This is a genomic window from Enhygromyxa salina (assembly GCF_002994635.1).
GTDB classification, from domain to species: domain Bacteria; phylum Myxococcota_A; class Polyangia; order Nannocystales; family Nannocystaceae; genus Plesiocystis; species Plesiocystis salina_B.
In genome coordinates, this window is the sequence record NZ_PVNL01000060.1 from 20,281 (window position 1) to 44,185 (window position 23,905).

21 protein-coding genes are annotated in these 23,905 nt (G+C 69.7%); 18 read left to right on the forward strand and 3 right to left on the reverse strand.

The genetic code is table 11. From position 1 onward, the window contains the following. Positions 1–31: 31 nt before the first annotated feature. The 4 genes from ENSA7_RS16525 to holA are packed head-to-tail and all read left to right on the forward strand — an operon-like array spanning position 32 to position 4,421. Positions 32–1,222: a hypothetical protein gene (locus tag ENSA7_RS16525; protein ID WP_146157769.1), complete on the forward strand. Its 1,191-nt coding sequence runs from the start codon at positions 32–34 to the stop codon at positions 1,220–1,222. Positions 1,223–1,224: 2 nt separating this feature from the next. Continuing rightward, positions 1,225–1,950, forward strand: a complete 726-nt coding sequence (locus tag ENSA7_RS16530; protein ID WP_106090259.1) for a DUF434 domain-containing protein — start codon at positions 1,225–1,227, stop codon at positions 1,948–1,950. Between the two features lie 12 nt (positions 1,951–1,962). Beyond that, the gene (locus tag ENSA7_RS16535) at positions 1,963–3,306 is read left to right on the forward strand and encodes a class I SAM-dependent RNA methyltransferase (RefSeq protein ID WP_106090260.1); all 1,344 of its coding nucleotides are present in this window, start codon (positions 1,963–1,965) and stop codon (positions 3,304–3,306) included. Next, positions 3,303–4,421, forward strand: a complete 1,119-nt coding sequence (holA, locus tag ENSA7_RS16540) for a DNA polymerase III subunit delta (RefSeq protein ID WP_106090261.1) — start codon at positions 3,303–3,305, stop codon at positions 4,419–4,421. The genes ENSA7_RS16535 and holA overlap by 4 nt, the downstream gene beginning before the upstream one ends. Before the next feature lie 177 nt (positions 4,422–4,598). Here the strand turns inward: holA and rpsT are convergent, their stop codons facing one another. Further along, positions 4,599–4,880: a 30S ribosomal protein S20 gene (rpsT, locus tag ENSA7_RS16545; RefSeq protein WP_106090262.1), complete on the reverse strand. Its 282-nt coding sequence runs from the start codon at positions 4,878–4,880 to the stop codon at positions 4,599–4,601. 118 nt (positions 4,881–4,998) lie between these two features. On the opposite strand from rpsT, the gene ENSA7_RS16550 reads away from it, so the two are divergent. Continuing rightward, positions 4,999–5,907, forward strand: coding sequence for a peptidylprolyl isomerase (locus ENSA7_RS16550; protein WP_244923826.1), 909 nt, complete (start codon positions 4,999–5,001; stop codon positions 5,905–5,907). A 570-nt stretch (positions 5,908–6,477) separates the two neighbouring features. Further along, a complete protein-coding gene (locus tag ENSA7_RS16555) occupies positions 6,478–8,979 on the forward strand; it encodes a serine/threonine-protein kinase (RefSeq protein ID WP_106090263.1) in 2,502 nt (833 codons plus the stop codon). 38 nt (positions 8,980–9,017) lie between these two features. On the opposite strand, the gene ENSA7_RS16560 is transcribed toward ENSA7_RS16555, so the two are convergent. Beyond that, positions 9,018–9,506: a hypothetical protein gene (locus ENSA7_RS16560; RefSeq protein ID WP_106090264.1), complete on the reverse strand. Its 489-nt coding sequence runs from the start codon at positions 9,504–9,506 to the stop codon at positions 9,018–9,020. A 241-nt stretch (positions 9,507–9,747) separates the two neighbouring features. Next, complete coding sequence (locus ENSA7_RS16565; RefSeq protein WP_106090265.1) at positions 9,748–13,584, reverse strand: hypothetical protein; 3,837 nt, start codon at positions 13,582–13,584, stop codon at positions 9,748–9,750. A 307-nt stretch (positions 13,585–13,891) separates the two neighbouring features. On the opposite strand from ENSA7_RS16565, the gene ENSA7_RS16570 reads away from it, so the two are divergent. From ENSA7_RS16570 to ribB, 12 genes are all read left to right on the forward strand, one after another. Continuing rightward, entirely contained in the window at positions 13,892–14,650 is a 759-nt protein-coding gene (locus tag ENSA7_RS16570) for a YceD family protein (protein WP_106090266.1), read from the forward strand. 73 nt (positions 14,651–14,723) lie between these two features. Beyond that, positions 14,724–14,909 (forward strand): 50S ribosomal protein L32, encoded by a 186-nt coding sequence (gene rpmF / locus ENSA7_RS16575; protein ID WP_106090267.1) that lies wholly within the window; start codon positions 14,724–14,726, stop codon positions 14,907–14,909. A gap of 126 nt (positions 14,910–15,035) precedes the next feature. Then, positions 15,036–16,121: a phosphate acyltransferase PlsX gene (gene plsX, locus ENSA7_RS16580; RefSeq protein ID WP_106090268.1), complete on the forward strand. Its 1,086-nt coding sequence runs from the start codon at positions 15,036–15,038 to the stop codon at positions 16,119–16,121. Between the two features lie 8 nt (positions 16,122–16,129). After that, the gene (gene fabD, locus ENSA7_RS16585; protein WP_106090283.1) at positions 16,130–17,083 is read left to right on the forward strand and encodes an ACP S-malonyltransferase; all 954 of its coding nucleotides are present in this window, start codon (positions 16,130–16,132) and stop codon (positions 17,081–17,083) included. 114 nt (positions 17,084–17,197) lie between these two features. Continuing rightward, positions 17,198–17,968 carry a 3-oxoacyl-ACP reductase family protein gene (locus ENSA7_RS16590; protein WP_244923827.1) on the forward strand — a complete coding sequence of 257 codons (771 nt, stop codon included), beginning with the start codon at positions 17,198–17,200 and terminating at the stop codon, positions 17,966–17,968. Between the two features lie 52 nt (positions 17,969–18,020). Continuing rightward, on the forward strand, positions 18,021–18,275 hold the full coding sequence (gene acpP / locus ENSA7_RS16595) for an acyl carrier protein (RefSeq protein WP_106090270.1): 255 nt from the start codon (positions 18,021–18,023) through the stop codon (positions 18,273–18,275). A 108-nt stretch (positions 18,276–18,383) separates the two neighbouring features. Then, positions 18,384–19,625: a beta-ketoacyl-ACP synthase II gene (gene fabF, locus ENSA7_RS16600; protein ID WP_106090271.1), complete on the forward strand. Its 1,242-nt coding sequence runs from the start codon at positions 18,384–18,386 to the stop codon at positions 19,623–19,625. A gap of 124 nt (positions 19,626–19,749) precedes the next feature. Next, positions 19,750–20,238 (forward strand): ribose 5-phosphate isomerase B, encoded by a 489-nt coding sequence (gene rpiB / locus ENSA7_RS16605; RefSeq protein ID WP_106090272.1) that lies wholly within the window; start codon positions 19,750–19,752, stop codon positions 20,236–20,238. Positions 20,239–20,244: 6 nt separating this feature from the next. Next, positions 20,245–20,901 carry a transcriptional regulator NrdR gene (gene nrdR, locus ENSA7_RS16610; protein ID WP_106090273.1) on the forward strand — a complete coding sequence of 219 codons (657 nt, stop codon included), beginning with the start codon at positions 20,245–20,247 and terminating at the stop codon, positions 20,899–20,901. A gap of 2 nt (positions 20,902–20,903) precedes the next feature. Next, positions 20,904–22,004, forward strand: a complete 1,101-nt coding sequence (gene ribD, locus ENSA7_RS16615) for a bifunctional diaminohydroxyphosphoribosylaminopyrimidine deaminase/5-amino-6-(5-phosphoribosylamino)uracil reductase RibD (RefSeq protein ID WP_146157770.1) — start codon at positions 20,904–20,906, stop codon at positions 22,002–22,004. Between the two features lie 45 nt (positions 22,005–22,049). After that, positions 22,050–22,709: a riboflavin synthase gene (locus tag ENSA7_RS16620; RefSeq protein ID WP_106090275.1), complete on the forward strand. Its 660-nt coding sequence runs from the start codon at positions 22,050–22,052 to the stop codon at positions 22,707–22,709. Next, complete coding sequence (gene ribB / locus ENSA7_RS16625; protein ID WP_106090276.1) at positions 22,706–23,854, forward strand: 3,4-dihydroxy-2-butanone-4-phosphate synthase; 1,149 nt, start codon at positions 22,706–22,708, stop codon at positions 23,852–23,854. Before ENSA7_RS16620 ends, ribB begins: the two co-directional genes overlap by 4 nt. The last annotated feature ends 51 nt before the right edge of the window (positions 23,855–23,905 follow it).

Below are 23,905 nucleotides of genomic sequence, written 5' to 3' on the forward strand. Positions count from 1 at the left end.
GAAACGAGCCGCGGCCCGGCTGGGGGCCTCATTGCTGGCCTCCTTGGGGGCCGCGCTGGCGTGGGGTCTGGCGACCCACGCCTCGGCCGCGCCGGCTGATCCGGTCGCCGACGCGTCGACCGAGACAGGTGACCTCGACGAGCCTGACGCCGAGCGACCGCTGCTGTTGCTCGCCGCCGACGACGGCGAACTCGCGGCGTCCATGCTCCGCGCCGTCGGAATTGAGCTCAACGACGTCGACGTCGCGCTCGAGCGGATCGATCTGGACCCATCGCAGGATCTGCAGGCGAGGATCCACGCCGGGCAGCAGCTGGTCCGCGAGCGCTCGGCCGTGGGCTTGGTCTGGCTCGACCCGCGCCCCGACGGGCTGACGCTGCATCTGGTCGTGGGCGACGGGTCGGTGCTGCTTCGCCCGGTGCTTGGGTTCAGCGATCGAATCGGGGCGATCGAGGCGGCCGCCGTCATCATTCGCCACTTCACCACGGATCTGATCGCGGGGCGGCCGATCGGGCTGACCCCGCCGTCGGTGGCGGGCGATCACGGCCAGGAACACGCCGCGGACCCCGATCCCCGCGCGGCGGATCAGGTCGAGCCAACACCGGTCGCCGAGCCAGCCCCGCTCACGGCCACCGAGCTGCTGCGCGAGCGCAGCCACGCACGCCTGCAGGTCGCGTACGTCGGCCAGGCGTGGGCCCGCGAGCGCGCGTGGGACAGCGGCGCCGAACTGTCCCTCGGCTGGCGCGCGGCCGCTGGCGCCCACGTCGGTGCTGGTGTCGCGCTGATCCCCCGGTTCGAGCGCACGGTCAGCCACCCCACGGGGTCGGGGGTGATGACCTATCGCGTGGCCCGCTACCCGATCTCGCTGATCGCTGGCTACCAGCACGCGTGGGCCCGGTCGGGGCTGGCGCTCGACGCCCAGCTGCGCGTGGTCGCCGAGCTCCACCACCGCCGCGCCACCGATCCGATCGGTGACATCAGCCTGGAATTTGGCGGGTCCAGGCTGCGCGTGATCCCGGCGATCGAGCCGCGCTTGCAGCTGGACTACCTGCCGCTCGTCCAGCTGTCGCTGTTCATCGCGCTGGGGGTGCGGGTCGCCCTGATCGACACCCTCTACTCGGTCAGCTACGCAGACGAGCTTGGCCGGCCGCTCGGCGAGACCGTGGTCTTGCAGCCCAACTTGATCTCGCCGGTCGCGGTGCTCGGCGTCGCGGTGTACTTGTAGTCATGACGCGCGGGCCAGCGGACGACGACGGCTCGCTGTTCGCCGATCCACAGCTGCTCGGGCTGCGGGCCGCGGTCGCCGAGCTCGCGTGGTTGCTCGATCGCGGCTACGCCCAGACCGCTGCGCTGGAGCTGGTCGGCAATCGTCACGGGCTCCGCACCAGGCAGCGCACGGCGGTGTTGCGCAGCACCTGCACCGACGCGGCGACCACCCGGCGCAGCGAGCGGCGACTCGACCCGGGCGCGGTCGCGGGCCAGCCGCTGGCGATCGACGGCTTCAACGTGTTGATCTCGCTCGAGGTCGCGCTCGCCGGTGGGGTGCTGCTCCGCGGTCGCGACACGATGCTGCGCGACCTCGCCAGCGTGCACGGCAGCTACCGGCGAACCGCCCACACGCTGGCGGCGAGCGCCGCGATCGGTGAGCAGCTCGCCGAGCTGGGGCCAGCGTCGATCCTGTGGCTGCTCGATCGCCCGGTGTCCAACAGCGGCCGGCTGGCGCTGGCGCTGGCGCAGCAGGCCGCCGACCGCGGCTGGGCGTGGGAGATCGAGCTCGACCACAACCCCGATCGGCGGCTTGCGAGCTTCGAGGGCGTGGTCTCGACGAGCGACGCGTGGATCCTCGATCACGCGCGCGCGCACTTCGATCTGACCGGCCTGGTCGTGGGCCAGCGCTGCCCCGACGCGTGGGTGGTGGACGTCGGCCTTGCCGGCGCACAGACGCCGGGGTAGTACCGGCGCCTGGTGAGCAACTCGACCTCCACGACCCCAGACAGCACCACAATCGTCGAGATCCGCGATCTCGCGCATGGCGGTGAAGGCGTCGGCAAGGCCGCCGACGGCGACGACGCGCGGGTGTGGTTCGTCGAGGGGGCGCTGCCCGGCGAGCGGGTCCGCGTCGGGCTGACGGGCGAGCACAAGCGGTGGCTGCGAGGTCACGTGGTCGAGCTGCTCGAGCGCTCGGCGCTGCGCGTCGAGCCTCCGTGCCCGGTCGCCGATCGCTGCGGCGGCTGTACCTGGCAGCACGTCGATCCGGCCGCGCAAGCCCAGCTCAAGGCCGACATCGTCGCCAACCAGCTGCGCCGGATCGACCTGCCCACGCCGGTCGCGGTCCCGAGCCCGCTCGCGCTCGGCTACCGTCGGCGCGCGCGGCTGCACTACCGCGTGGAAGGCCGCACGCTCGAGCTCGGGTTCTTTGGTCAGCGATCCCACCAGCTGGTCGACGCGGATCACTGCCCGGTGCTCGACCCGGCCCTCGACTGGGCGATGCAGCAGCTGCGCGGGTGGGCCAGCTGGCTGCCCGCGACCGGCAGCGTGCACGGGCTCAGCAACGGCGTGGAGGTGGTGCTGGGCCTGCCTGGCGTCCGCCCGCACCCGGAGCTCGAGGTCGCGATCCGCGAGCTGATCGCGAGCTCGAGCGCGTCCGAGGCTGGGCCGACGCTGGTCGGGGTCCAGCTGCGCGGGGGTCGTGAGCACGTGGGCGTGGGTCGGACCTCGCTCGAGCTCGACGGCGATGGCCCGATCCCGCCCGTCACGCAGGGCCCGTTCACGTTCAGTCAGGCTCAAGCTCGCCAGAACGCGGCGCTCGTCGAGCACGTGGTCGCGATGGCCCAGCCGGCCGAGCGGCGCGTGCTCGAGCTTCACGCTGGCGTCGGTAATTTTTCGCGGGCGTTGGCGCGCTCGGCCAAGCGGGTGTGGACGATCGACGGCGATCGTGAGGCCGTGGCCAACCTGCAGCGCACCGCCGAGCGCTGGGGCCTGCCGATCAACGTCAAGCGCGGCCAGGCCGAGAAGCTGCTGGGCAAGCTCGCCGCGGGCGGGCGCACCTACGAGGTCGTCGTGTGTGATCCGCCGCGCGCGGGGATCGGGGTCCAGGCGGCGAAGGATCTGATCGCGGTGGCGAGCGACCGCATCGTCTACGTGTCGTGTGATCCGGCCACGCTCGCGCGCGACCTGGCCGCGATGGTCGGCCCCGGCTCGCCGTTCGAGGTCGTCGATCTGCGCGTGTTCGACATGATGCCGATGACCGCCGAGGTCGAGGTCGTGGTCACGCTGAAGCGGCGAGGTCGAGGGAGCGGGGCTGCGTGAGCGGCCTGAAGCACCTCAGCGACGGGATCGCCCGCTCGGTCGCGGCGGGTGGCCTGGCGCCGGTGTACTTGCTGTGGGGGGCCGACCAAACCTCGATCAGCGCTGCAGTGGCGCTGCTGCGAGACGCGGCGCTGCGCCCCGGCGGGGTCTCGACCGGCATGGAGGCGTTCAACCACGAGCAGTTCGACGCGCCCTATGTGCTGTCGGCCGCCGAGGTCCTCAACGCGTGCGGACAGGTGCCCATGATGGGCGATCGGCGGCTGGTCGAGCTGTCCTCGCCGGAGGACTGGGGCCGCCACAAGCGGGCCGAGGAGCTCGACGGGGACGTCAAGGCGCCCGAGTCCAAGCGCGACGACGCGATCGCGGCGCTGATCGACTACTTCGACGCGCCCAACCCCAGCACCGTCCTGGTGGTGACCAGCTCGGGCATCAACGGGACCTCGAAGCTGGTCAAGGCCGCGAAGAAGGCCAAGCACGTGGTCGAGTGTCAGATGGCGCCAGCCGGCGAGGGCGAGGCCGCCAGTGAGCTGCTCTCCGAGGCCCAGCGTCGCCAGCTGCCGCTCAGTCAGGCCGGCGCCCACGCGCTGGTCGGCGCCGTCGGGACCAGCCTGTCCGAGCTGATCCCCGCGCTCGAGCGGGCGGTGGCGTTCTCCGGTGGCGCGCGGGTCGAGCGAGAGCACGTCGAAGCCGTCGTTGCGACCACGCGCGAGGCCAACGCGTTCGATCTCACCGACGCGATCGGTCGCTCCGATCACACCCAGGCCCTCGAGATCCTCGCGCGCATGTTCCACACGGGCGAGAAGGACTCCGGGCAGGCGATGAAGCTGCTCGGGTTGCTGCTGTGGCAGACCCGGCGCCTGTGCACGGTGAAATTCGCGCGTGATCCGGCGGCGGCGCTCAACAGCAAGCCCTACGCGGTCCGCAAGCTGCAGGACCAGGCGAGCGGCTTCGACGAGGACCGGCTGCGGGCCGCCTACGCGGGGCTCGCCCGGCTCGACGCGGATCTGAAGGGCGGCTCCAAGCTGGCCTACGAGTCGCCCTACATCGCCTTGCAGCGGTGGGTCCTCGACACCTGCGGCGCGCTCCCGCTCGTCGATCCTCGCGGCGCGTCGTGACGCAGGACTGCTCAGGCTGATGAGGCCTGGTCAGCCTCATCAGCTCATCAGGGCCGACGAATTGCGAACACGACCCGCTGCGTGGCAGGGGTCGTGTCGTGCGAAGGAACTCCGCTCTCGGTGCGGCAGGTCCAGCTGACGGATGCGTGGGCCCAGCCAGCGGACGCGCAGCTCAACTCAGCTGGGGGAGGCGGTGGTCTCGGCTTTGGTGACCGCGAGGGTCAGGCGCGAGGTGTAGCGCGATGCCGTGTGGCGATGAATGACGCCCTTGGCGTTGGCCTTGCCGATCGCCTTGAGGGCGACGGGGAGGGCGGTCTTGGCGGCCTCGACGTCGCCTTCGGCGATCGCCTTGCGGACCCGCTTGATGTAGGTGCGCATCGAGCTGATGTGCATCAGGTTGCGAGCCCGTCGCTTGATCCGCTGTCGGTTGCGCTTCTCAGCCTGCTTGTGATTCGCCATGGTGTCTTCGCTGACTCGATCTTGCTTCGCTGGCCGGCGGGGGCGCCGGGGGCCGCATGTTGTTGCCCGTAGCTTCGGGCTTGTCAAGCCATCGCGGGCCGGTCAACCTGCGCCCCTGATGCCCTCTCTCGGCGACTTCAGCTTGGCCACGGGCCTGCCCTGTGGCCCGCTCGCGGCGGCTCTCGTGCTCGCGCTCACGTCGGCATGTGTGTTCACGCCGCCGCCGCCGCTGCCTGGCGAGGAAGACAGCCTGAGCAGCGTGAACGGGGGGCCGTCGGGCGGTGGTGGCTCTGCGCCGGAGCGCTCGACGCTGCGCGACGGCCAGGACAGCGAGGCGCCCGGCCGCGCCGGCGATCTCTCGACCCGGTTCGAGCGTGGCCAAGAGCCCGACGTCGGGATGACCCTCGACGAGATCCAGGCCTTCAACAAAGCCCAGGGCGATCCGGTCGACGGGCTGTTCTCGCTCGATGAAGCGCTGGTCGGGCTGCCGGCCGAGGGCGAGCTGTGGGTCGAGTTTGTCACCGCGCGCGGGATCATCGACTGCCGGCTGTTCGAGGATCTCACCCCCGTGACCGTCGCCAACTTCGTCGGCCTCGCTCGCGGGCTGCGGCCATGGTTCGACAGCGACGCCGATGATTGGGTCGAGGGTCAGCCCTACTACGACGGCACGATCTTCCACCGCGTGATCCCAGACTTCATGATCCAAGGTGGCGACCCCACGGCGACCGGCCGGGGCAACCCGGGCTACGTGATCCCCGACGAGATTCACCCCCAGCTTGGCCACGACGGCGGCGCGCTGAGCATGGCCAACAAGGGGGCCAACACTGGCAGCGCGCAGTTCTTCATCGTGCTCGAGCCGGCGGGCCATCTCGACGGTGACCACTCGGTGTTTGGGCGGTGCACCAAGGCCGGCGTCGAGCTGGCCAACGAGCTCGCCAATGTCGCGGTCGGGCCCAACGACAAGCCGGTCACGGACGAAATCGTGCAAGAGGTCCGCGTCGTTCGTCGACCGGTCCCTCGCGCGTAGGCGCATCGCGGGGGCTCGATGTCCAGGGAGCTGGTGGTGACGGTGTCGCGAAACGCGCGCGGCCCAACTCTTGCTTGCAAGCTCAGCCCGACACATCAACGTGGTACTGCCCTGCTTATGTTACCGAATGGGCATAGTCGCGAGTACTATGATTATGTGCCGCTTTTGATCCGACAAATATTCGAGATCATGTATTGCTCACGTTTGCCCAAGAGAGATCTCGTGTAGATCTCGGGGTCGAGCGCGCCCGCGGAGCTGATTTTTGCGGTGACTCGACCCGCTTGGTGACGGGCAGCTGGCACCACGCGGACGAACAGCGCTGATCGCGATCGCGATCGGCGCGTGATCGCGATCGCGATCAGCGCCGGTCCGCACAGGGGTGGCCCGAAATCGAGCCGCCAAAATTAACCGCCGTTCAGTTTACTTCCACCTCGGGCTCCTCCCATAATCGCCACACGAGCAATCGGAGTGGAGCTTTCGAATGGCCATGATGCGCCGCGTAGCCAAGCACGCGGTCCACATACGGACGAGAACGCCGATATCGCCGATATCGCGGGTTTCTTCGATGAATTGGCCATTGAGCCGGTCGTCGAGTTTGGCCGCTACCAGCTGTTGCGCGTGATCGGTCGCGGCGGCATGGGGCAGGTCTTCGAGGCCTGGGACACCCAACTCGAGCGTCGGGTCGCCATCAAAGTGCTGACCAACGGCCACTGCGATGACCTCGCGTTCCGTGAGGCCCGCTGCCTCGCTCGCGTTGCCCATCCGAACGTGGTCTCGGTCCACGACATTGGCCAGGTGGAGAGCCTGGTGTTCATTGCCATGGAATTGGTCGATGGCCCCGACTTCGGCCGGTGGCTGCGGGCACGACCCCGGCGCTGGACGACCGTGTTCGACTGCGTGATCGCAGCCGGCCGCGGCCTCGTGGCGGTCCACCGGGCCGGCCTGGTGCACGGCGACGTCAAGCCCGGCAACGTGATCGTGGGCGCGGACGGGCGGGTCCGGATCGCGGATTTCGGGCTCGCGCGCGTCGGTTCGCGGGTCTCGGGCCCCGAGGTCGCCGCCGCGGTCCGCCGCGCCGCGGTGGCGGTCGCAGCTGAACTCGCGGGTGACGACGGGGGCGGGCCGGGGGCGCCACACGCCGGCCAGCCCGACCCAGGCCGGCCCCCGCCGCCAGGTGAGTCGAGCGATCCAGGCGCGCCCGGTCAGGCCAGTCAGCCCAGTCAGGCCAGTCAGCCCAGTCAGCCCAGTCAGGCCAGTCAGCCCAGTCAGCCCAGTCAGCCATGTGGACCATGTGGACCAAGTGGACCAGATCGGGAGCCCGGTGGCGGCACCAAGCCCTACATGGCCCCCGAGTGTCTGGCCGGGATCCCGCATGACCCCGTCCGCGCAGATCAGTACAGCATGTGTGCGATGGCCTGGGAGGCCCTGTTTGGGGTGCGTCCGTATGCGGGTCGATGCGCCGCGACGATCCTTGGCTCGATCGCCGCCGGTCGGCTCGAGCGGGGCCGCGGCCGCCCGGTTGGGATGCCACGCGCGATCGAGGCGGCGCTGCTGCGCGGCCTCAGCGAGGTGCCCGAGCAACGCTGGCCCAGCGTCGAGGCGCTGCTCGAGGCGCTCGAGGCCAGCCGCCGTCTGGCAGCGGTTCCGGGCCTGTTTCGCGGCCTGTTCCGCGGGCTGGTCCGCGGGCTGTTCGGAGGGGGGGTCGGCGCTGCGTTCGGGCTGGGGTTCGCCATCGCTCTGTTCGCCGCGCTGAGCCTGTCCAGCAGCAACTCGCCGATCCCCGGGGACCTGTGCGCGGCTGAGACCGCCGCCACCGACTGGGGTCCCCGACAGCGCCTGGCGCTCGAGCGGCGTCCGGAGCTGGCCTTTGCGGGGGCGTGGCTGACAGACTGGTCCGCCAGCTGGTCCGGGCTGTGGGCCCGCTCGTGCGCGGTCGATGACGCGGTGACGGAGTGCCTGCAGCACGAGCGCGAGCGCCTGCGGGCGGTGGTTGGCTTGTTGCTGGAGCAGGACGACTCGCGCGGGCAGATGTCGCCAGCGGTCGCGCGGGTCCTGCTGTCCGAGCTTGGCCAGCCTGCGGACTGCGTCAACGCGACAGCCGGCGTGGCCGCGGCCTCGCCTGGGCCGCTGGCGCTCGCTCATGTCGCGGATCTCGCTGGGTTTGAAGCGCAGGTTGAACAGGCCGTTCTGGCCGGCGACCACGATCGAGCTGGCGTGGCGCTGGCGGAGATCGAGGCTCGCGTGGTGCAGCTCGCCGACGCGGCGCCCGAACCCGAGCCGTTCATCGCGGCCGCGCGGCTCCGCGTGTCTCGCTGGCAGTCGCGCCTGCTGATCGACGCGGGCGAACATGAGCGGGCCGCTCTGCGCCTGCGCGGCGCCCTGGCCGAGGCCAATCGTCTGGGGCTCGATCGGCTGCGGTTCCATCTGTTGCTCGAGCGCGTTCGCCTGGCCCAGGCGGCCGGCGGGGACGGGCTCGACGATCTGGCGGCGCTGACCAGTCTGGCCCAGCGCAGCGAGGTTCAGGCGGGCGTCGAGGTCGCCGCCTTGGCCGAGCTAGTGGTCCTGGAAGCCAAGGCAGAAGCCAAGGCAGAAGCCAACGCCGTCGGAGCCCGCGTCACCCAGGCGTTGGCCAGCCTGGACGCAGCTCAGGTCCACGCCCCGCAGCTCAGGTTCGAGCTGATGTTGGTGCGCGCGCACGATCACACGAACTCCGGCCGCTTCGACGAGGCGCTCCACGACGTGGACGCGATGCTGGCGGTCGCTCACGAACGACGGGCGGTCTGGGCGGAGACGTTGGTGCCGCACGCGCTGCTGCTGCGTGCACGGATCGCGGCCCGCACAGGTCGCTGTGATCTGGCCTCAGCGGCGCTCGAGCGCCTCAGGACCACGACGTACCTGAGTCGTGGCCCTGAGGGGCGGCTCGACAACACCGACGTGGTCGATGCCCTCGAGGACTTGATCCTCGGGCTGGAGTCACCCGGCCGCGAGGTCTGTGGATCAACGCTTCAGCACGCGCAGGCGCTGGTCGCCAAGTTCACCGCCAGCAACCCGATGAGCCGACGTGAGCCATGAGCCATGAGCCATGAGCCTGCGGGTGCGTGGTCGGGAGCTCAGGGCACGTCGTTGTCGAAGCAGGTGACCGTGCCGTCCAGGTTGCTGACCCCGTTGTCGCACCAGTACAGCTCGCCGCCCGTGCAGATGAATTCGCTGGCGTCGTAGCAGCCCTGGGCGAAGCAGCAGATCACGCTGCCTTGGGGCTGGGGCTGGTAGCCGGCCGGCGGCGCCGGGCAATTGTTGCCCTCGCAGTAGTCTGGCACTTCGAACAGACAGGTGACGTTGCCCAGGGCGTCGATCTCGGCGTATCGGCACAGGTAGTCTTCAGTACCGTCGGGGCAGCCGCCGGTCCCGATCTCGACGCACTTCGCGCCGTCGCAGCAGACCTCGTCGCTCCACCACGGGGCGTCTGGCCCGGTGGGGGAGCAGTAGAGCGGGTACCCGTCGGTCGAGAGCTCCGCGCATCGGTCCGGGGGTGCTTCCGTGCCCACGCCAAAGCTGAGGGTCACGAGCGCGAGGGAGGTGAGTAGGAGTGATTTGATCATTTCGAGTCGTCCTTTCCCGCTTTCGCGGTTGACTCGATCTACAGGCACTTGGGCTGGCTATCGCGGCCTCGATGACGATCGTCGCGGGCCCGATCGAGGCGCCGCCGCGGGCGATCGAAGGTCGCGAGAGATCCCGCGAGCGTCGCGCTACAGGCGGATCTTCTGGAGATCACCACGCACGACGCTGGGCGAGACGACTCGGGGCTCGCTCGACGAAAGTCGACGAGCGCCGACGTCGAGCTCAGATCGCGGTGCCGAAGTACGCCGACTCGATCGCGTCGTTGCGAGCGGCGTCGCCGTCGGCGGGCTTGGACCGACGACCGCGACGTTGCTTGCGAGGCGCGAGCGGCTTCGGCGGAAGCTTGATCTTGCCGCCGAACAGCCACAGGTAGCGCTGGCCGTCTTCGTTGCCGCCGCCAATCATCCAAAACAGCGCGCGCCAGTGCAGGGCAGGGGGCTGACCGTCAGCCTCGCGGCGCCAGGTCCCGAGCCCGGGGCCGATCATGTGCCCGACCTGCTCCGGGGTCTCGCGTCGCGCGTAGATGAACGGCAGCACCTGTGTGGCCGTACCCCGCTGTGGCAGCCGCACGTCGTACCAGAGGAACCCGCCGATCGTGACGCGCCGCTTGGGGTTGTCGAAGTGCCACAGCAACGGGAACTGGACCGCGTTGTTGTGCTCGCGGCTGCGGTGCTGCAGGTACAGACCGGGGAACACGGCGGTCCAGGCCTCGCCCTTGGCCATGTTGTTGTCGCGGACGTAGAGCGGCAGCAGCCAGTGCAGGCGCCGCTGCTTGTAGCTGTCTTGGATGAAGAACACCGGGGGCAGCACGGCCGTGCTGACCTTGTGCGGGCGCTTGAACTGCCAGACCAACAAGGTGGACTGCCACCAGCTGCGGTCTTCGTCGTGGCGACCGACGTAGAGCGGCGGCAGGACCCACGTGGTGCTGATGTCTTTGTAGGGCTTGCCGTCCCGGCCCTTGCGGTAGCCCTTGTGGTACGCGAACACCGGCCACACGAACGTGGTGTGCTGCTCGTTGGTGACCTTGCGGTAGATCAACGGCGCGTACCAGCTGACCTGCTTGCCAGGCTTCTGCGCGACGCCGCCCAGCGGGGTGAAGAACTTCCAGCCCTCGGGGCTCTTGTCCCACAGGTACAGCCCGGCGGCCGAGTGGGTCGTGCGAGCGCGGCCGTCGGGGCCGCCGCCGTGACCATAGAAGAACAGCGGGAAGCTGCCCCACAGGGTGTAGCGATCGGAGGCGTCGTCGTCGGCCTGGAACCCGCCCTTTTGGTAGCGGAACAACAGCGGGACGAACCCAGTGAAGCGGTAGTTCTTGCCGAGCCGGTGGATGTCGTAGAACAGCGGGACGACCAGGCCGGCCTTGGTGAAGTCGTGCTTGCGGTGCACGCCGACCATGAACGGGAACGCCATCCACACCCGCCGGTTGGCCTGCACGCGGTCGAACCACAACGGCAGCGCGACGCTGGTGCGGGTGCGCTTGATCTTGTCCTCGAGGCTGACGATCAGCGGCGGGACGACCAGCAGCCGCCGCTTGCTCGAGTCTTCCCAGTAGCTCAGCGGCCCGAGCCCGGTGATCAGCTTGTCGCGCTGCAGCCGGTGGTAGAAGGGCCCGGCGACCAAAGTGTGGGTGTGGCGGGCGCGATCGCGGGACCACACGAAGAAGAAGCTGGCGTCGACGTCGATGCCGTCGGGCTGGCGCTGACCAAAGTACAGCGGGACGATCGCCAGGTTGTTGCGGGGGTTGTCGCCCCGAACGCGCCCGCGCCAGATCAGCGGTGACCAGATGTCGAGGTCGCGCTCGGGCCGGCGGTCACGCAGGAACAGCGGGAACACGCTGGTGGTCGCGCCGACGTGCTCGCCGCTCGCGTCGCGGCGGGTCTCGTGGTGGATCAGAGGCAGCAGGCCGCCGCCCTTGCGCTGGATGCCGGCCTCGTCGGTCGACTCGCGCGCGAACCCGTAGGCGAGCGTGCCCAGCCAGGCGTGGCCGTCGGGCCCCCGCAGCGCCCCGCCGAGCGGGCTGACGTGCAAGGTTCGGTCGCCGCGCTGGCGCCGGTAGTAGAGCGGGAACAGCACCGAGTCGCGCTGCTGCTCGACGACCCCGCCGACGCCCGTCAGCTCGCGCTTGACGTCCCACCCGATGATGCCCGCTCCGATCACGCGCGAGTCGGGCGACTTGGTCCGCACGAACAGCGGCGAGATCGTGCGGGCGGTCTGGGTCTGCTTGTCCTCGACGTGGCCGAACAACAGCCCGGGGATCACGGCGTAGCGGTAGCGCTCGTCGTTGGCGGCCACGAACAGCGGCGGCAGCCCGGCGCGGAATCCGTCGGCCCGCTTTTGCACGTACACGGGAGGCAGGACCCAGGTGTCGTGTTGGTTGGCGGGATCGCGGTCGCGGTAGTGCCAAAACAGCGGGGTCACGACCTGGTGGCTCTTGCTGCCGTCGCGGCCCATGAAGGTGAGCAGCGGCGGGAGCCCAAGCCGCGCTCGCTCGACGCCCTGCTCGATGCGCTTGCTGCGATAGACCAGCGGACCGACACCCCAGGCGCTGCGCCGCGCCGTGGGATCAGAGGTTTGCGCATCCGGGCCACCCGGCGCGTTGTTGACGAACCGCCAGAACACCCCGCCCAGCACGAACTGTCGGCTGCGAGCGGGCGAGTGGTGGATGAAGGTCAGCAGCGGCAACGAACCGCCGCCGCCGCCGGCCTCGGACTTGTCGCGCCAGTAGGAGAACGCGAGCGTGTGGAGGCTGAGCTTGGTCGGGCTGCGCTTCCAGACCGCGAGCGGCGCGATCACGTTGACGGAGGTGTCGGTCCGGCGATCGGCGAAGCGCCACCACACGGGGGCCGCCCACGAGATGCTCTGAGCTGGATCTTGGAGGTGTCCGGCGATCGGCGTGACCCAGGTGTTGCGGTCGCGGAGGCGATCGCGGTGGTGCCAGAGCAACGGCGTGAGCGCCATCAGATCGCGCTCGGGGTTGCGATCGCGGAAGCTGAGCAGCAGCGGCAGCGCCCACGCGCTGCGCCCCCGGGCGACGTCCGTGCGACGGATGAACGGGATCGTCCACAGCTCTTTGCGGTTGCCGAACTCGCGGCTCTCCCAGTGCACGAAGGGCAGGATCGTGCGGTGGGTCAGGCCGTTGGCGAGGTTCTTGCCACCGAAGTAGAGCGGGCTGGCATCGATCGTCTTGAGCCCGCGCTGGAACCGGAAGAAGATCGGCGCGAACACGAAGTGCCGGCGATCATTGTCGATGGTCTCGTCGTCGAGGTTCCGGCTGCCGTACCAGGCCAGGAAGCCCGAGACCCCAAACACCTGATCGGGGGCCTTCTTGCGGAAGTGGACCGGGAACACGAACAGGTTCTTGACGTGGCGGTTGCCCCACCACCACACGAACGGGAACTGGCCGAAGTTGAACTGCTCGCCGACCCGGCGGTAGCCCATCAACAAGGGCAGCGCCGCCCAGACCGTCTTGTGCTCGGAGTAGCCGCCGAAGTAGAGCGCCAGCGGGTTCATCCATCGCTGCTTGCGACGGGTCTTGTTGTAGTAGGCGATCGTCAGGCTGAGATCGACGTGGGCGAGCTTCTCGGGGTGGCCGGGCTTGGGCTGACGGTGAAAGTACAGGGGCGGAAACGTCAGCGCCGTCGTGGTGTGCGTGGTGTAGTCGCGCTCGAGCCAAAACGGCGGGATCGTTCGCTTGCTCAGCAGCTCGGGGACCTCGAGCTCGAGCGCGGCCGGATCGCTGTGTCCGCGCGGCTGCTCGAGCAGATCGTCATCATCTTCGTCGTCCCCGGCTTCCGTCTCCCCGGCTTCCGTCTCCGACGGCGCCGTTGGCCTGACCGGGATGGTCGCGCCCGGGCCGGGGGCTGGGCCCGGAGCCGGAGGGGCGGCGAACGAGCGGAACGGCCCGCCGATCGTCAGCGGGCCGGCCGGGTTGCGCAGGGTTCGGCGCGACCACGGCGGCTCGCCGGCCAGCGCCTCGCTGGGCCACGCCAGTGCGACGACCGACGCGATCGCGACCAGCAGCCCGAGCAGGCGGGCTTCGAGGGTGCGGGAGGCCGCCAAAGTCGAGCCTGATTGGCCACTGGCGCGGAGGTCGGTTCGGGGGCGCTGGCTCATCGAGATGCGGGCCGCTCTGGACAGCTTCGGACGGGCAGGGCGCACCAACGGAGGCGTTGGTGACGGCTTGCACGACGGGCGAGGCCGACGTGCGGTCCGGTGCCCGGCTGAAGTCGCGCGAGGGTATGCGAAGCCTCGGGCCAGGGCCAGACGGGCCGACACCTCTGCGTCCGGGCGCAAAGACCGCTGAGTCGACAACCATCGCGCACCCCTTGTCGGGCGAGGTGCCGTGTACTAGACACGCCAGTTCGAAATGGCCCCCCGCAAACACCAGCGAACCGGACGAGGATCCGGCGAGCCCGATCCGGCCCAGCCAGACAACGCGGCGCAGCAGCCAGTTGCTGGCGTCGAGGCCCTGCGGATCGACCTCGATGAGCTCGAGCTCGGCCCGCAGCCGCTCGAGGCCCAGATCCCCGCGGCCTGGATCGCGTCGGTGCTCGCCGAGACTGACGCGATCGTCTCGCCGACCGACGGCGCCGGGATCGCTCGACTCGAGCTGATGTTGCAGACCGATCGCACCTTGCTGGTTCGCGGTCGGCTCGAGCTTCGCTACCAGGTCCCGTGCGCACGCTGCCTCGAGCCCGCGCCCGTCGATGTCGGCGGCGAGATGGGTGATCTGTGCGTGACCTTCGTCCCGGCTGACCGCGTGCGCAGCTGGGCCGAGTTCACGGGTGAGCCCGATCAAGAAGACGAGATCGAGCCGCTCGAGGCGTCCGAGCTCGACGAGATCGGCTACCAGGGCACGACCGTCGATCTGTGCGCCCTGGTGTCCGAGCAGCTGCTGCTCGCGTATCCCATGCGCGCGCTGTGCAGTCGCGGCGACGCGTGTCGGGGCCTGTGCATGCGTTGCGGCACCGAGCTGAATTCCCAGGTGGTTGGCAGCGAGGCCGCCGCCAGCTGTCCCAAATGTGGCCTGCGCCTGCTGCCAGACGGCGGCGCGGCCGACGACGAGACCCCGGATTCGCCATGGAAGCGGGCGTTAGCCAAGGTCAAGTCCGACGAAGACCTGTGAGCCAACTCCGGCGCATGGGCTTTCATCTCCTCTCCAAACCCTCCACACTCCCGCCTCCACTGGACTCCCCGTCATGGCTGTACCGAAGAAGCGCAAGTCCAAATCTCGTCGCGACATGCGTCGGGCCAATCACGATCGCCGGACCGCACCGGTGCTCTCGCCCTGTTCCAACTGTGAAGAGCTGATGCTCAGTCACCGGGTGTGCCCGGCCTGCGGTTTCTACAAGGGCCGCGAGGTCCTCGCCGTCGAGCGCGACTAGTGTCGGTCGCTCCGCTCCTTCGCCGGGGCGGGGCTTGTCGACGCGGGGCGCGGCCCACCACGGGCAGGTCCCGCAAACCAGCGGGGTTGCGGGCGCAGTCGCTCGTGGACCCGCTACGCTGATGTCATGGCTCAGGGTCGCAAGCTTCGTATTGGGCTTGACGGGTTCGGGTCGGACCGCCGGCCCGATCCAGAGATCGAGGCAGCGGTGCGGGCGGCCAAGGATGGGCTCGGCGTCGAACTCGTCGGTGATCGAGCCGTGCTCGACGCCAAGCTGGCCGAGCTGGCCGCGCTGCCCGAGGGGATCAGCGTCGCCCACGCGCCCGACCAGATCGAGATGGACGAGAGTCCGGCTCGGGCGGTTCGCGGCAAGCCCCGCGCTTCGCTGTGCGTGGCGATCGATCGGCTGGCCGCAGGTCACGTCGACGCGGTCGTGTCGGCTGGCAATTCCGGGGCGATCCTCGCGGCGGCGCTGCTGCGGCTGGGCCGCCTGCCCGGGGTCGATCGTCCGGCGATCGCCACCAGCTTTCCCAGCACGTCGACGCCCGGCGGACGCACGGTCCTGCTCGACGCGGGGGTCAACGTCCAGTGCAAGGTGCTCAACTTGGTCCAGTTCGCGGTCATCGGCGCCGCGTTCTCGCGGGTCGAGACCGGGGTCGTTCGTCCGCGGGTCGGGGTCCTCGCCAACGGCACCGAGGTCGCCAAGGGGACCGCGCTCACGCAGGGAACCCACGAGCTCCTCTCGCACGATCTGGCCAGGCGATCCGATGCGTTCGAGTTCATCGGCTACGTCGAGCCCGGTCAGCTGTTTGGCGACAGCTGCGACGTCGCGGTGACCGACGGTTGGACCGGCAACGTCCTGCTCAAGCTCGCCGAGGCGGCGATGCACGCGTGGCCTGCCATGTTGCGCGCGGCGCTGGCGGACCCCGCGACCTCACCGCGAGGCGTCCAGGGTGAACACTCGATCGCGGCTGCGATCGAGCCCGCGCTGCAGGGGGTTGCACGCCGTCTGGACCCGGAGTCTCACGGGGGCGCGCCGCTGCTTGGGGTCGACGGCGCCGTCATGATTTGCCACGGTGCCGCCAGGCCTCGAGCAATTCAAAATGCACTGCTCGGGGCCCGACGCAGCGCCGAGAGCGGTCTGACACAGGCTGTTGCCAGCGCGATCGAAGGCCACGCGAAGTTGTTCGAGCTGGCCCGAAACCACCGCTAGACCCCATGATGACCGAGCAAATCGTGAGCACTACCGCCTTCATGTTCCCTGGACAGGGCACGCAGGCGCTCGGCATGGGCCGGGCGCTCGCGCGCGAGTTCCCCGAGGCCCGGCTCGTGTTCGAAGAGGCCGACGAGGCGCTCGGCGAGCCGCTGTCGAAGATGTGTTTCGAGGGCCCCGAGTCCGACCTTGCGCGGACCGAACACACCCAGCCGGCGATCCTGACCACCTCGATCGCCGCGCTGCGGGTGCTCGAGGCCCGCACGGACATCCGCCCCAAGCTCGCGCTGGGCCACAGCCTGGGCGAGATCTCGGCGCTGGTCGCCGTCGGCAGCATTCGGTTTTGGACGGCGGTTCGGCTCGCTCGCCTGCGCGGCCAAGCGATGCAAGAGGCCGTGCCCACGGGCGGGTCGATGGCGGCGATCATCGGACTGCCGATCGAGCAGGTCGAGGCGATGTGCGAGGCGGCCAGCATCAATGGCCAGATCGTCAGCCCCGCCAACTTGAACGGCGCCAATCAGATCGTCGTCGCCGGTCACTACGACGCGGTCGAGCGGATCTCGGATCTCGCCCACGACGCCGAGGGTCGCGCCATCTCGCTCAAGGTCAGCGCGCCGTTCCACTGCGCCCTGATGCAGCCCGCGGCCGAGCGGCTGACCGAGTGGCTCGCCAAGGTCGACATTGCGCCGATGCGTGCGCCCGTGATCAGCTGCGTCGACGCCGAGCCGATCACCGACACAGATCGGGTCCGTGGGCTGCTCGTGGCTCAAGTCACGCATCGTGTTCGCTGGGAGGAATCCGTGCGAAAGGCACTGCACATGGGCTGTGAACAGGCGATCGAGCTGGGCAACGGCGGCGTGCTTCGTGGCCTGCTTCGACGGATCGAGCGTGGTTTCAAGGTCTATGGCCTCGGTGAGCCGGCCGACGTCGACAAGCTCCCAAAGTTGGTCGCGCAGCGCTGAGCAGTTCGCTGAGCAGTTGGATGCGCGGTGACGTGGTGGCCCATTGTTGCTCGTGAGCTTCGAAGCGATTGAGGGCTGGGCAGTGATGCACCGATGCGATACACGTCTGGCGCCGTGACGGCCCTTCCTCCATCGCTATCTCTGACCGACCGGGTCGCGCTCGTGACGGGTGCCTCGCGGGGCATCGGCCGCGCGATCGCAACGACCCTCGCCGCTCGTGGAGCGAGCGTGGCGGTCAACTACACCAGCAGCGAGGCCGCGGCCGCCAGCTTGTGCGACGAGATCATCGCGGCGGGCGGCAAGGCGATCGCCGTCGGCTTCGACGTCGCCGACGAGGACGCGGTCGCGGCCGGGATCAAGCGCGTCATCGACGAGCTCGGCGCGCTCCATATCCTCGTCAACAACGCCGGCATCTCGATCGACGGCCTCCTGATGCGAGCCAAGCGGGAGGACCTGCGACGCACGCTCGCCGTCAACCTCGAGGGCGCCGTGTACTGCAGCAAAGCCGCGGCGCGACACCTGCTCAAGGCCAAGGACGCCGGACGGATCATCAACGTCTCGAGCGTCGTCGGCGAGACCGGCAACGGGGGCCAGTCGATGTACGCGGCCTCCAAGGCGGGGCTGCTGGGGCTGACCAAGTCGCTGGCCCAGGAGCTCGCGGGTCGCCGGGTCACCGTCAACGCCGTGAGCCCAGGTTTCATCGAGACCGACATGACCGACGCCGCGCTGCAGGGCGACGCCCGCGAGCAGCTGCTGGCCAAGATCCCCCTGCGCCGAATTGGCGCCGCGACCGAGGTCGCCGAGGCCGTCGCGTGGCTGGCCTCGCCGGCCGCCGCCTACGTCACCGGCCACGTGCTGCGTGTCAACGGCGGCCTCGCGATGTGAATCCCCAACCCGAAGCCATCAGACCTTCGACCAACAACGAGCGAATCCAGACATGTCCGACGCAACTTCCGACCCCATCCTCGACACGATCAAAGAGATCATCGCCGAGCAGCTCGACGTCCAAAAAGAGGACGTCTCAGCCGAGAAGAGCTTCACCGACGATCTCCAGGCCGACTCGCTCGCGATCGTCGAGCTCGTCCTCGCCCTCGAGGAGAAGTTCCACATCAAGATCCCGGACGACAAGGTCGACAGCATCAAGACCGTCGGCGACGCGGTTCAGTACATCAAGCAGAACAACGCAGGCTGAGCGGTCGCCGGGCGACAGCTCGAGATTGCCGCTCGCGGCGAGGGTGCCCCCGATCGTGCGGGCGCCCGCCCATTCACCCAGGGTTTAGCCAAGACACACGAGACACACGTGGCAGAGCGCAAAGTAGCCGTCACAGGAACCTCCATGATCACGCCGCTCGGGCTCGACACCGAGCAGACCTGGGAGGCCGTGATCGCGGGCCGCAGTGGCGTGGGTCCGATCACCAAGTTCGACGCGAGCGAGCTGCCCACGCAGATCGCCGCCGAGGTGCGGGACTTCGAGCCGACCAAGTACTTCTCCAAGAAGTACCTGCGGCAGATGGACTTGTTCATTCAGTACGCGGTCGCGGCCTCGTACATGGCCCTGGAGAACGCGGGCCTGCATGAAGATCGGCCCCCGGCCGAGCGCACCGGGGTCTACGTGGGCTCGGGCCTCGGGGGGATCACCACGATCGAGTCGACGCATCTGGCGATGCGCGAGAAGGGCTGGCGCCACGGCATCAGCCCGTACTTTGTCCCCGCGCTGATCATCAACCTCGCGGGCGGCCAGATCTCGATCTTTCAGGGCTTCAAGGGCCCGCTCATGAGCCACGTGTCCGCGTGCTCGACCGCTGCGCACTCGATCGGTGAGGCCTATCTGGCGATCCGCTACGGTCGCGCCGACGTCATGCTCGCCGGCGGCACCGAGTCCACGATCACCGCCTTGAGCGTGGGTGGCTTCGCCGCCGCGCGAGCCCTGAGCAAGCGCAACGACGAGCCGACCAAGGCGTCGCGGCCGTTCACCAAGAGCCGCGACGGCTTCGTGATGGGCGAGGGCTGCGGGCTGTTGGTCCTCGAGGACATGGACCGCGCCAAGGCCCGCGGTGCCACGATCATCGCCGAGCTCGTCGGCTACGCGGCCAACTCCGACGCCCACCACGTGACCGCGCCGAGTCCCAACGGTGAGGGCGCGCAGGCGTGCATCCGCCTGGCACTCGAGGACGCGGGCGTCAGCGGTGACGCGGTCGGCTACATCAACGCGCACGGGACCTCGACCGCGGCTGACCAGATCGAGTCCAGCGCGATCCGCCAGGTGTTTGGGGCCCACGCAGACAAGCTGCAGGTCTCGTCGACCAAGTCGATGCACGCCCATCTGCTCGGCGCCGCCGGATCCGTCGAAGGCGCGCTGTGCTGCCTCGCGCTGCAGCGCGGCGTGCTACCGCCGACGATCAACCTCGACGACCCGGACCCGAGCTGCGATCTCGACTACATCCCGCACGAGGCCCGGCGGGTCGAGGTCGAGTACGCCCTGTCCAACAGCTTCGGGTTTGGTGGCACCAACGCCTGCTTGCTGTTCAAGCGCGCGCCCTGACGGCGCCCGTGGTCGACCCCGCCGCGCGACGCGTGCCTCGCTCCACCGCCGGAGGATCCAACTCCCGCGCGGGCGGGCGCTCTCTCCCCACGCGAGCGGCCCGTGGATGGGGTACAAACCAGTCATGCAGTTCCACGTCGGGAGCGACCACGGCGGCGTCACGCTGCTCGATGCCTTGATCGCCGAGTTCGAAGAGTGGGGGGGCGAGTCGGGCCACGCGGTGCTCAGTCGCACGGGCCCCGCCGTCGCCACGGAGCGGGTCGACTACCCCTCCATCGCCGTCGAGGTCTGCCAGCGGGTCCTGCGAGACCGCGCGCGCGGAGCCGCTGACGTGTACGGCCTGCTGGTGTGCGGGACTGGCCAAGGTGTGGCGATGACCGCCAACAAGATCCCGGGCATTCGCGCGGGCGTCGTGGCCGACGGGTTCAGCGCCCAGATGGCCCGCGCCCACAACGACGCCAACGTCCTGTGCCTCGGTGAGCGGGTGCTCGGCGCCGGGCTCGCCAAGCTGCTGCTGCGCGAGTTCATCGAGGCGAGCTTCGAGGGTGGCCGTCACGCGAACCGAGTCGAGCTGATCGAATCCCTGACCCGACAACACGGGGAGGGGAGCTGACCCGCGGTGGAGTGCCCGGTCTGCGGCGGACGCAACACCAAGGTGGTCGACTCGCGCGACAGTCGCGACGGGGTCCGCAGGCGGCGTGTGTGCAACGAGTGTGGGCACCGCTTCACGACCCGCGAGCGGATCGACGAGACCCTGCCGATCGTGCTCAAGCGGACCGGCGAGCGCCAACCGTTTGATCGCAGCAAGATCCGTCGCGGGCTCGACATCGCCTGTCGCAAGCGCGGCATCCCGTCCGACGCGCTCGATCGCATCGTCACGCAGATCGAGACCTGGGCGTCGACCCAAGGTGATCGGGAGCTCAGCTCCGAGGCTCTGGGCGAGCGGATCATGCATCACCTCTACGTGCTCGATCAGGTCGCGTACGTCCGGTTTGTGTCGGTCTACCGCAGCTTCGAGTCGATCGCCGAGTTCGAGCACCTGCTCCGCGAGATGCAAAAGGCCGAGCGCGTCAACATCGAGGGCCAGCGGACCTTGTTTCCCGAGCTGGGTGCGGACGGCGAGGATGACAGCGGTGAGCCGGGGTTGGTGCCCCGCAAGCGCAAGCCGGCGCGCAAGCCAGCCGCGGACGAGCCGGCCGAAGTCGCCGGCCCGGCGTCTGCGTCCGCCGCTCCCGCGAGCGCGGGCCGGGGCGCCGCGTGGACTGGTGGCGAGTGAGCGTGAGCGACGTCGACTGGATGCGCGAGGCGCTGCGCCTGGCCAACGCGGGGACCGGCTCGACCTACCCGAACCCGTGCGTGGGAGCCGTGATCGTCAAGCGTGGTCGGCTGCTCGGCAAGGCGCGATCGGACGTCACCGGTGGCGATCACGCCGAGGTCCGGGCGCTCGTCCAGGCCGGCCGCGCGGCCAAGGGCTCGACGCTCTACGTGACGCTCGAGCCGTGCAGCCACCGCGGCCGCACGCCGCCATGCGTCGACGCGATCCTTGGCGCCGGGGTCACGCGGGTCGTCGCCGCGATCGAAGACCCGGCCCCGCACGTGGCCGGCGCGGGCGTTCGTCGGTTGCGGGCGCACGGCGTCATCGTCGAGCTCGGGCTGCTCGCCGAGCGGGCGCGGGAGGTCCACCGCCACTATCTCCACCAGGTCGCGCGTGGTCGACCGTTCGTGACGCTCAAGGCTGCGACGTCGATCGACGGATCCCTCGCGACGGCGAGCGGTGATAGCAAGTGGATCACCGGAGAGCCCGCGCGCCGCAGCGCTCATCGGCTGCGGGCGCGGCATCACGCGATCGCCGTGGGCGCGGCGACGGTGCTCGCGGACGACCCGAGGCTCGACGTCCGCCTGGTGCGTGGCGTGAGCCCGGATCCGATCGTGTTCGACCCTCGCCTGCGGGTGGCCAGCGCGGGGCGAGGGTTCGAGCTGCTGCGACCGGGCGTCTTGTATCTGCACACCCACCGGGCCTCGAAGCGCGCTCGCGCGGCGCTGGCCAGGACCGGCGCCGAAGCCCTCGAGCTGCCCGAGCGCGACGCGGGCGGTGTCGACATCGAGGCCGCGCTCAACCAGCTCGGTGCTCGGGGCGTGCGCTCGCTGATGGTCGAGGGTGGCGGCCGCCTGCTCGGTGCGTTCGTGGCCGCGCGCGCGTGGCAAGAGCTGTGGTTGTATCGCGCGCCGCTCGTGCTCGGTGAAGGGCGCCCGGTCATCGCGGGGGTGGGGTGGACCAGCGTCGCCGACGCGCCGCGACTCGAGCTCTTGCGTACGCGCACGCTGGGGGTCGATCAGCTGTGTGTGTACGCTCCAGTGTCGGCGCCGCGTGTGAGGTGAGCCCGAACCGGCTCCGGGTCCGCACGGGGGTGCTATACCCCGCCCGTGTTCACCGGTTTGGTGCAGACCACTGGCTGTGTCCGCGAGCTCAGCCAGCGCCCACACAGTCGACGCCTGGTCATCGCGGCCCAGCTCGCCGCGGCCGATCGAACGATCGGGGCGAGCGTGTGCGTGGCCGGGGTCTGCCTGACCGTGACCGAGTCGAGTGACCAACACTTCGTCGCCGACGTCGGCTTCGAGACCCTGGCGGTCACCACCCTCGGGGCCCTCGAGCCTGGGTCGGTCGTCAACCTCGAGCCTTCGCTGCGGCTCGGCGACGCGCTCGGGGGGCACCTCGTCAGCGGCCACGTCGACGGCGTCGGTCACCTGCGCACGGTCGAGCCGCGCGGGACCGCCCGCGAGTGCTGGTTTTGGGCACCCGAGCCGCTGCGCCGCTACATCGCGGTCAAGGGCTCGATCGTCGTCGACGGCGTCAGCCTCACGGTCAACCAGGTCGACGAGGTCGGGTTCATGGTCGGGCTGATCCCCCACACGCTCGCGATCACGACCCTCGGCGGCTTGGTCGACTTGGTCGGTCAGGCCGGCGACCAGACGGGCGACCAGGCCAAGGTCAACCTCGAGGTCGACATGCTCGCGCGCTACGTCGAGCGACTCCTTCAGTTTTCCCCGTCAACGCAGTCCTCCAGCGAGCAGGTGCAGCCGTGATCAAACAATCTCATCCTTTCGAGCGAGTCGAGCACGCGATCGACGTGGCGCGTCGCGGCGGCATGGTCATCATGGTCGATGACGAAGACCGCGAGAACGAGGGCGACCTGGTGATCGCGGCCCAGCACTGCGACGCCAACGCCGTCAACTTCATGACCAAGCATGGGCGCGGGCTGATCTGCCTGTCGCTGATGACCGAGCGAATCGAGCAGCTCGGCCTGCGGATGATGGTCCCGACCGATCCCGGCAGCATGGGCACCGCGTTCACGGTCTCGATCGAGGCCCGGCGCGGCGTGACCACGGGGATCTCCGCTGGCGATCGAGCCGAGACGATCCGGGTCGCCTCCGATCCCAAGTTTGGCGCCGAAGACATCGTCAGCCCCGGCCACATCTTCCCGCTGCGCGCCCAGCCGGGCGGGGTCTTGGTCCGCTCGGGCCACACGGAGGGCTCCGTCGACCTCGCGCGGCTCGCCGGGTGCTCGGCCGCCGGGGTGATCTGCGAGATCATGCGCGATGACGGCGAGATGGCCCGCATGGACGACCTCGAGGCGTTTGGCCGCGAGCACGGCCTGCCGATCGTGTGCATCGCCGACATGATCGAGTACCGGCTGCAGCGCGAGTCCCTGATCGAAGAGATCGCCGCCGCTCCGTTCGAGTCGGCGGTGCTCGGCATCACCGAGCGCGACGGCTGGACCATGCGCAGCTATCGGTCGCTGGTCAGCCCGGTCAGCCGGTTCGTCACCCTCAGCAAGGGGGAGATCGACGACAGCGCGCCGGTCTTGATCCGGGCCCAGCGTGCGCAGCTGATCGGCGACGTGTTTGGGTTCGGCGACGACTCGGCCACGCGCATGCGCTCGGCGCTGGCGCGGATCGACGAGGCTGGTCGTGGCGTGTTCTTGTATGTGCTCGGCGGCCCCGGCCACGAGGTCACCGAGCAGCTCGACCTGCAAGGCATGCGCAGTCGCGCGCCGGCCTCGCCGGGGCTGCGGCCGCGCGAGTCTGGGTTTCGTGAGTTCGGGCTCGGCGCGCAGGTGCTCAAGCACATGGGCGTCAAAGCGATCCGCGTGCTGACCGACAACCCGCGCAAGATCGTCGGGCTCGAGGGGTTTGGCATCGAGGTCATCGGCAGCGTCCCGCTGGGGTAGCGCGCCGATCAGGTTGGATTCACGCCACGCGGATCCCCTACACTGCCCCGC

Excerpts from the sequence above, each read along its gene's own strand:
- ENSA7_RS16530 (WP_106090259.1), top strand. The coding sequence starts at position 1,225 with ATGACGCGCGGGCCAGCGGACGACGACGGCTCGCTGTTCGCCGATCCA.
- rpsT (WP_106090262.1), bottom strand. The coding sequence starts at position 4,880 with ATGGCGAATCACAAGCAGGCTGAGAAGCGCAACCGACAGCGGATCAAG.
- ENSA7_RS16550 (WP_244923826.1), top strand. The coding sequence starts at position 4,999 with ATGCCCTCTCTCGGCGACTTCAGCTTGGCCACGGGCCTGCCCTGTGGC.
- ENSA7_RS16560 (WP_106090264.1), bottom strand. The coding sequence starts at position 9,506 with ATGATCAAATCACTCCTACTCACCTCCCTCGCGCTCGTGACCCTCAGC.
- ENSA7_RS16570 (WP_106090266.1), top strand. The coding sequence starts at position 13,892 with ATGGCCCCCCGCAAACACCAGCGAACCGGACGAGGATCCGGCGAGCCC.
- rpmF (WP_106090267.1), top strand. The coding sequence starts at position 14,724 with ATGGCTGTACCGAAGAAGCGCAAGTCCAAATCTCGTCGCGACATGCGT.
- plsX (WP_106090268.1), top strand. The coding sequence starts at position 15,036 with ATGGCTCAGGGTCGCAAGCTTCGTATTGGGCTTGACGGGTTCGGGTCG.
- fabD (WP_106090283.1), top strand. The coding sequence starts at position 16,130 with ATGACCGAGCAAATCGTGAGCACTACCGCCTTCATGTTCCCTGGACAG.
- acpP (WP_106090270.1), top strand. The coding sequence starts at position 18,021 with ATGTCCGACGCAACTTCCGACCCCATCCTCGACACGATCAAAGAGATC.
- rpiB (WP_106090272.1), top strand. The coding sequence starts at position 19,750 with ATGCAGTTCCACGTCGGGAGCGACCACGGCGGCGTCACGCTGCTCGAT.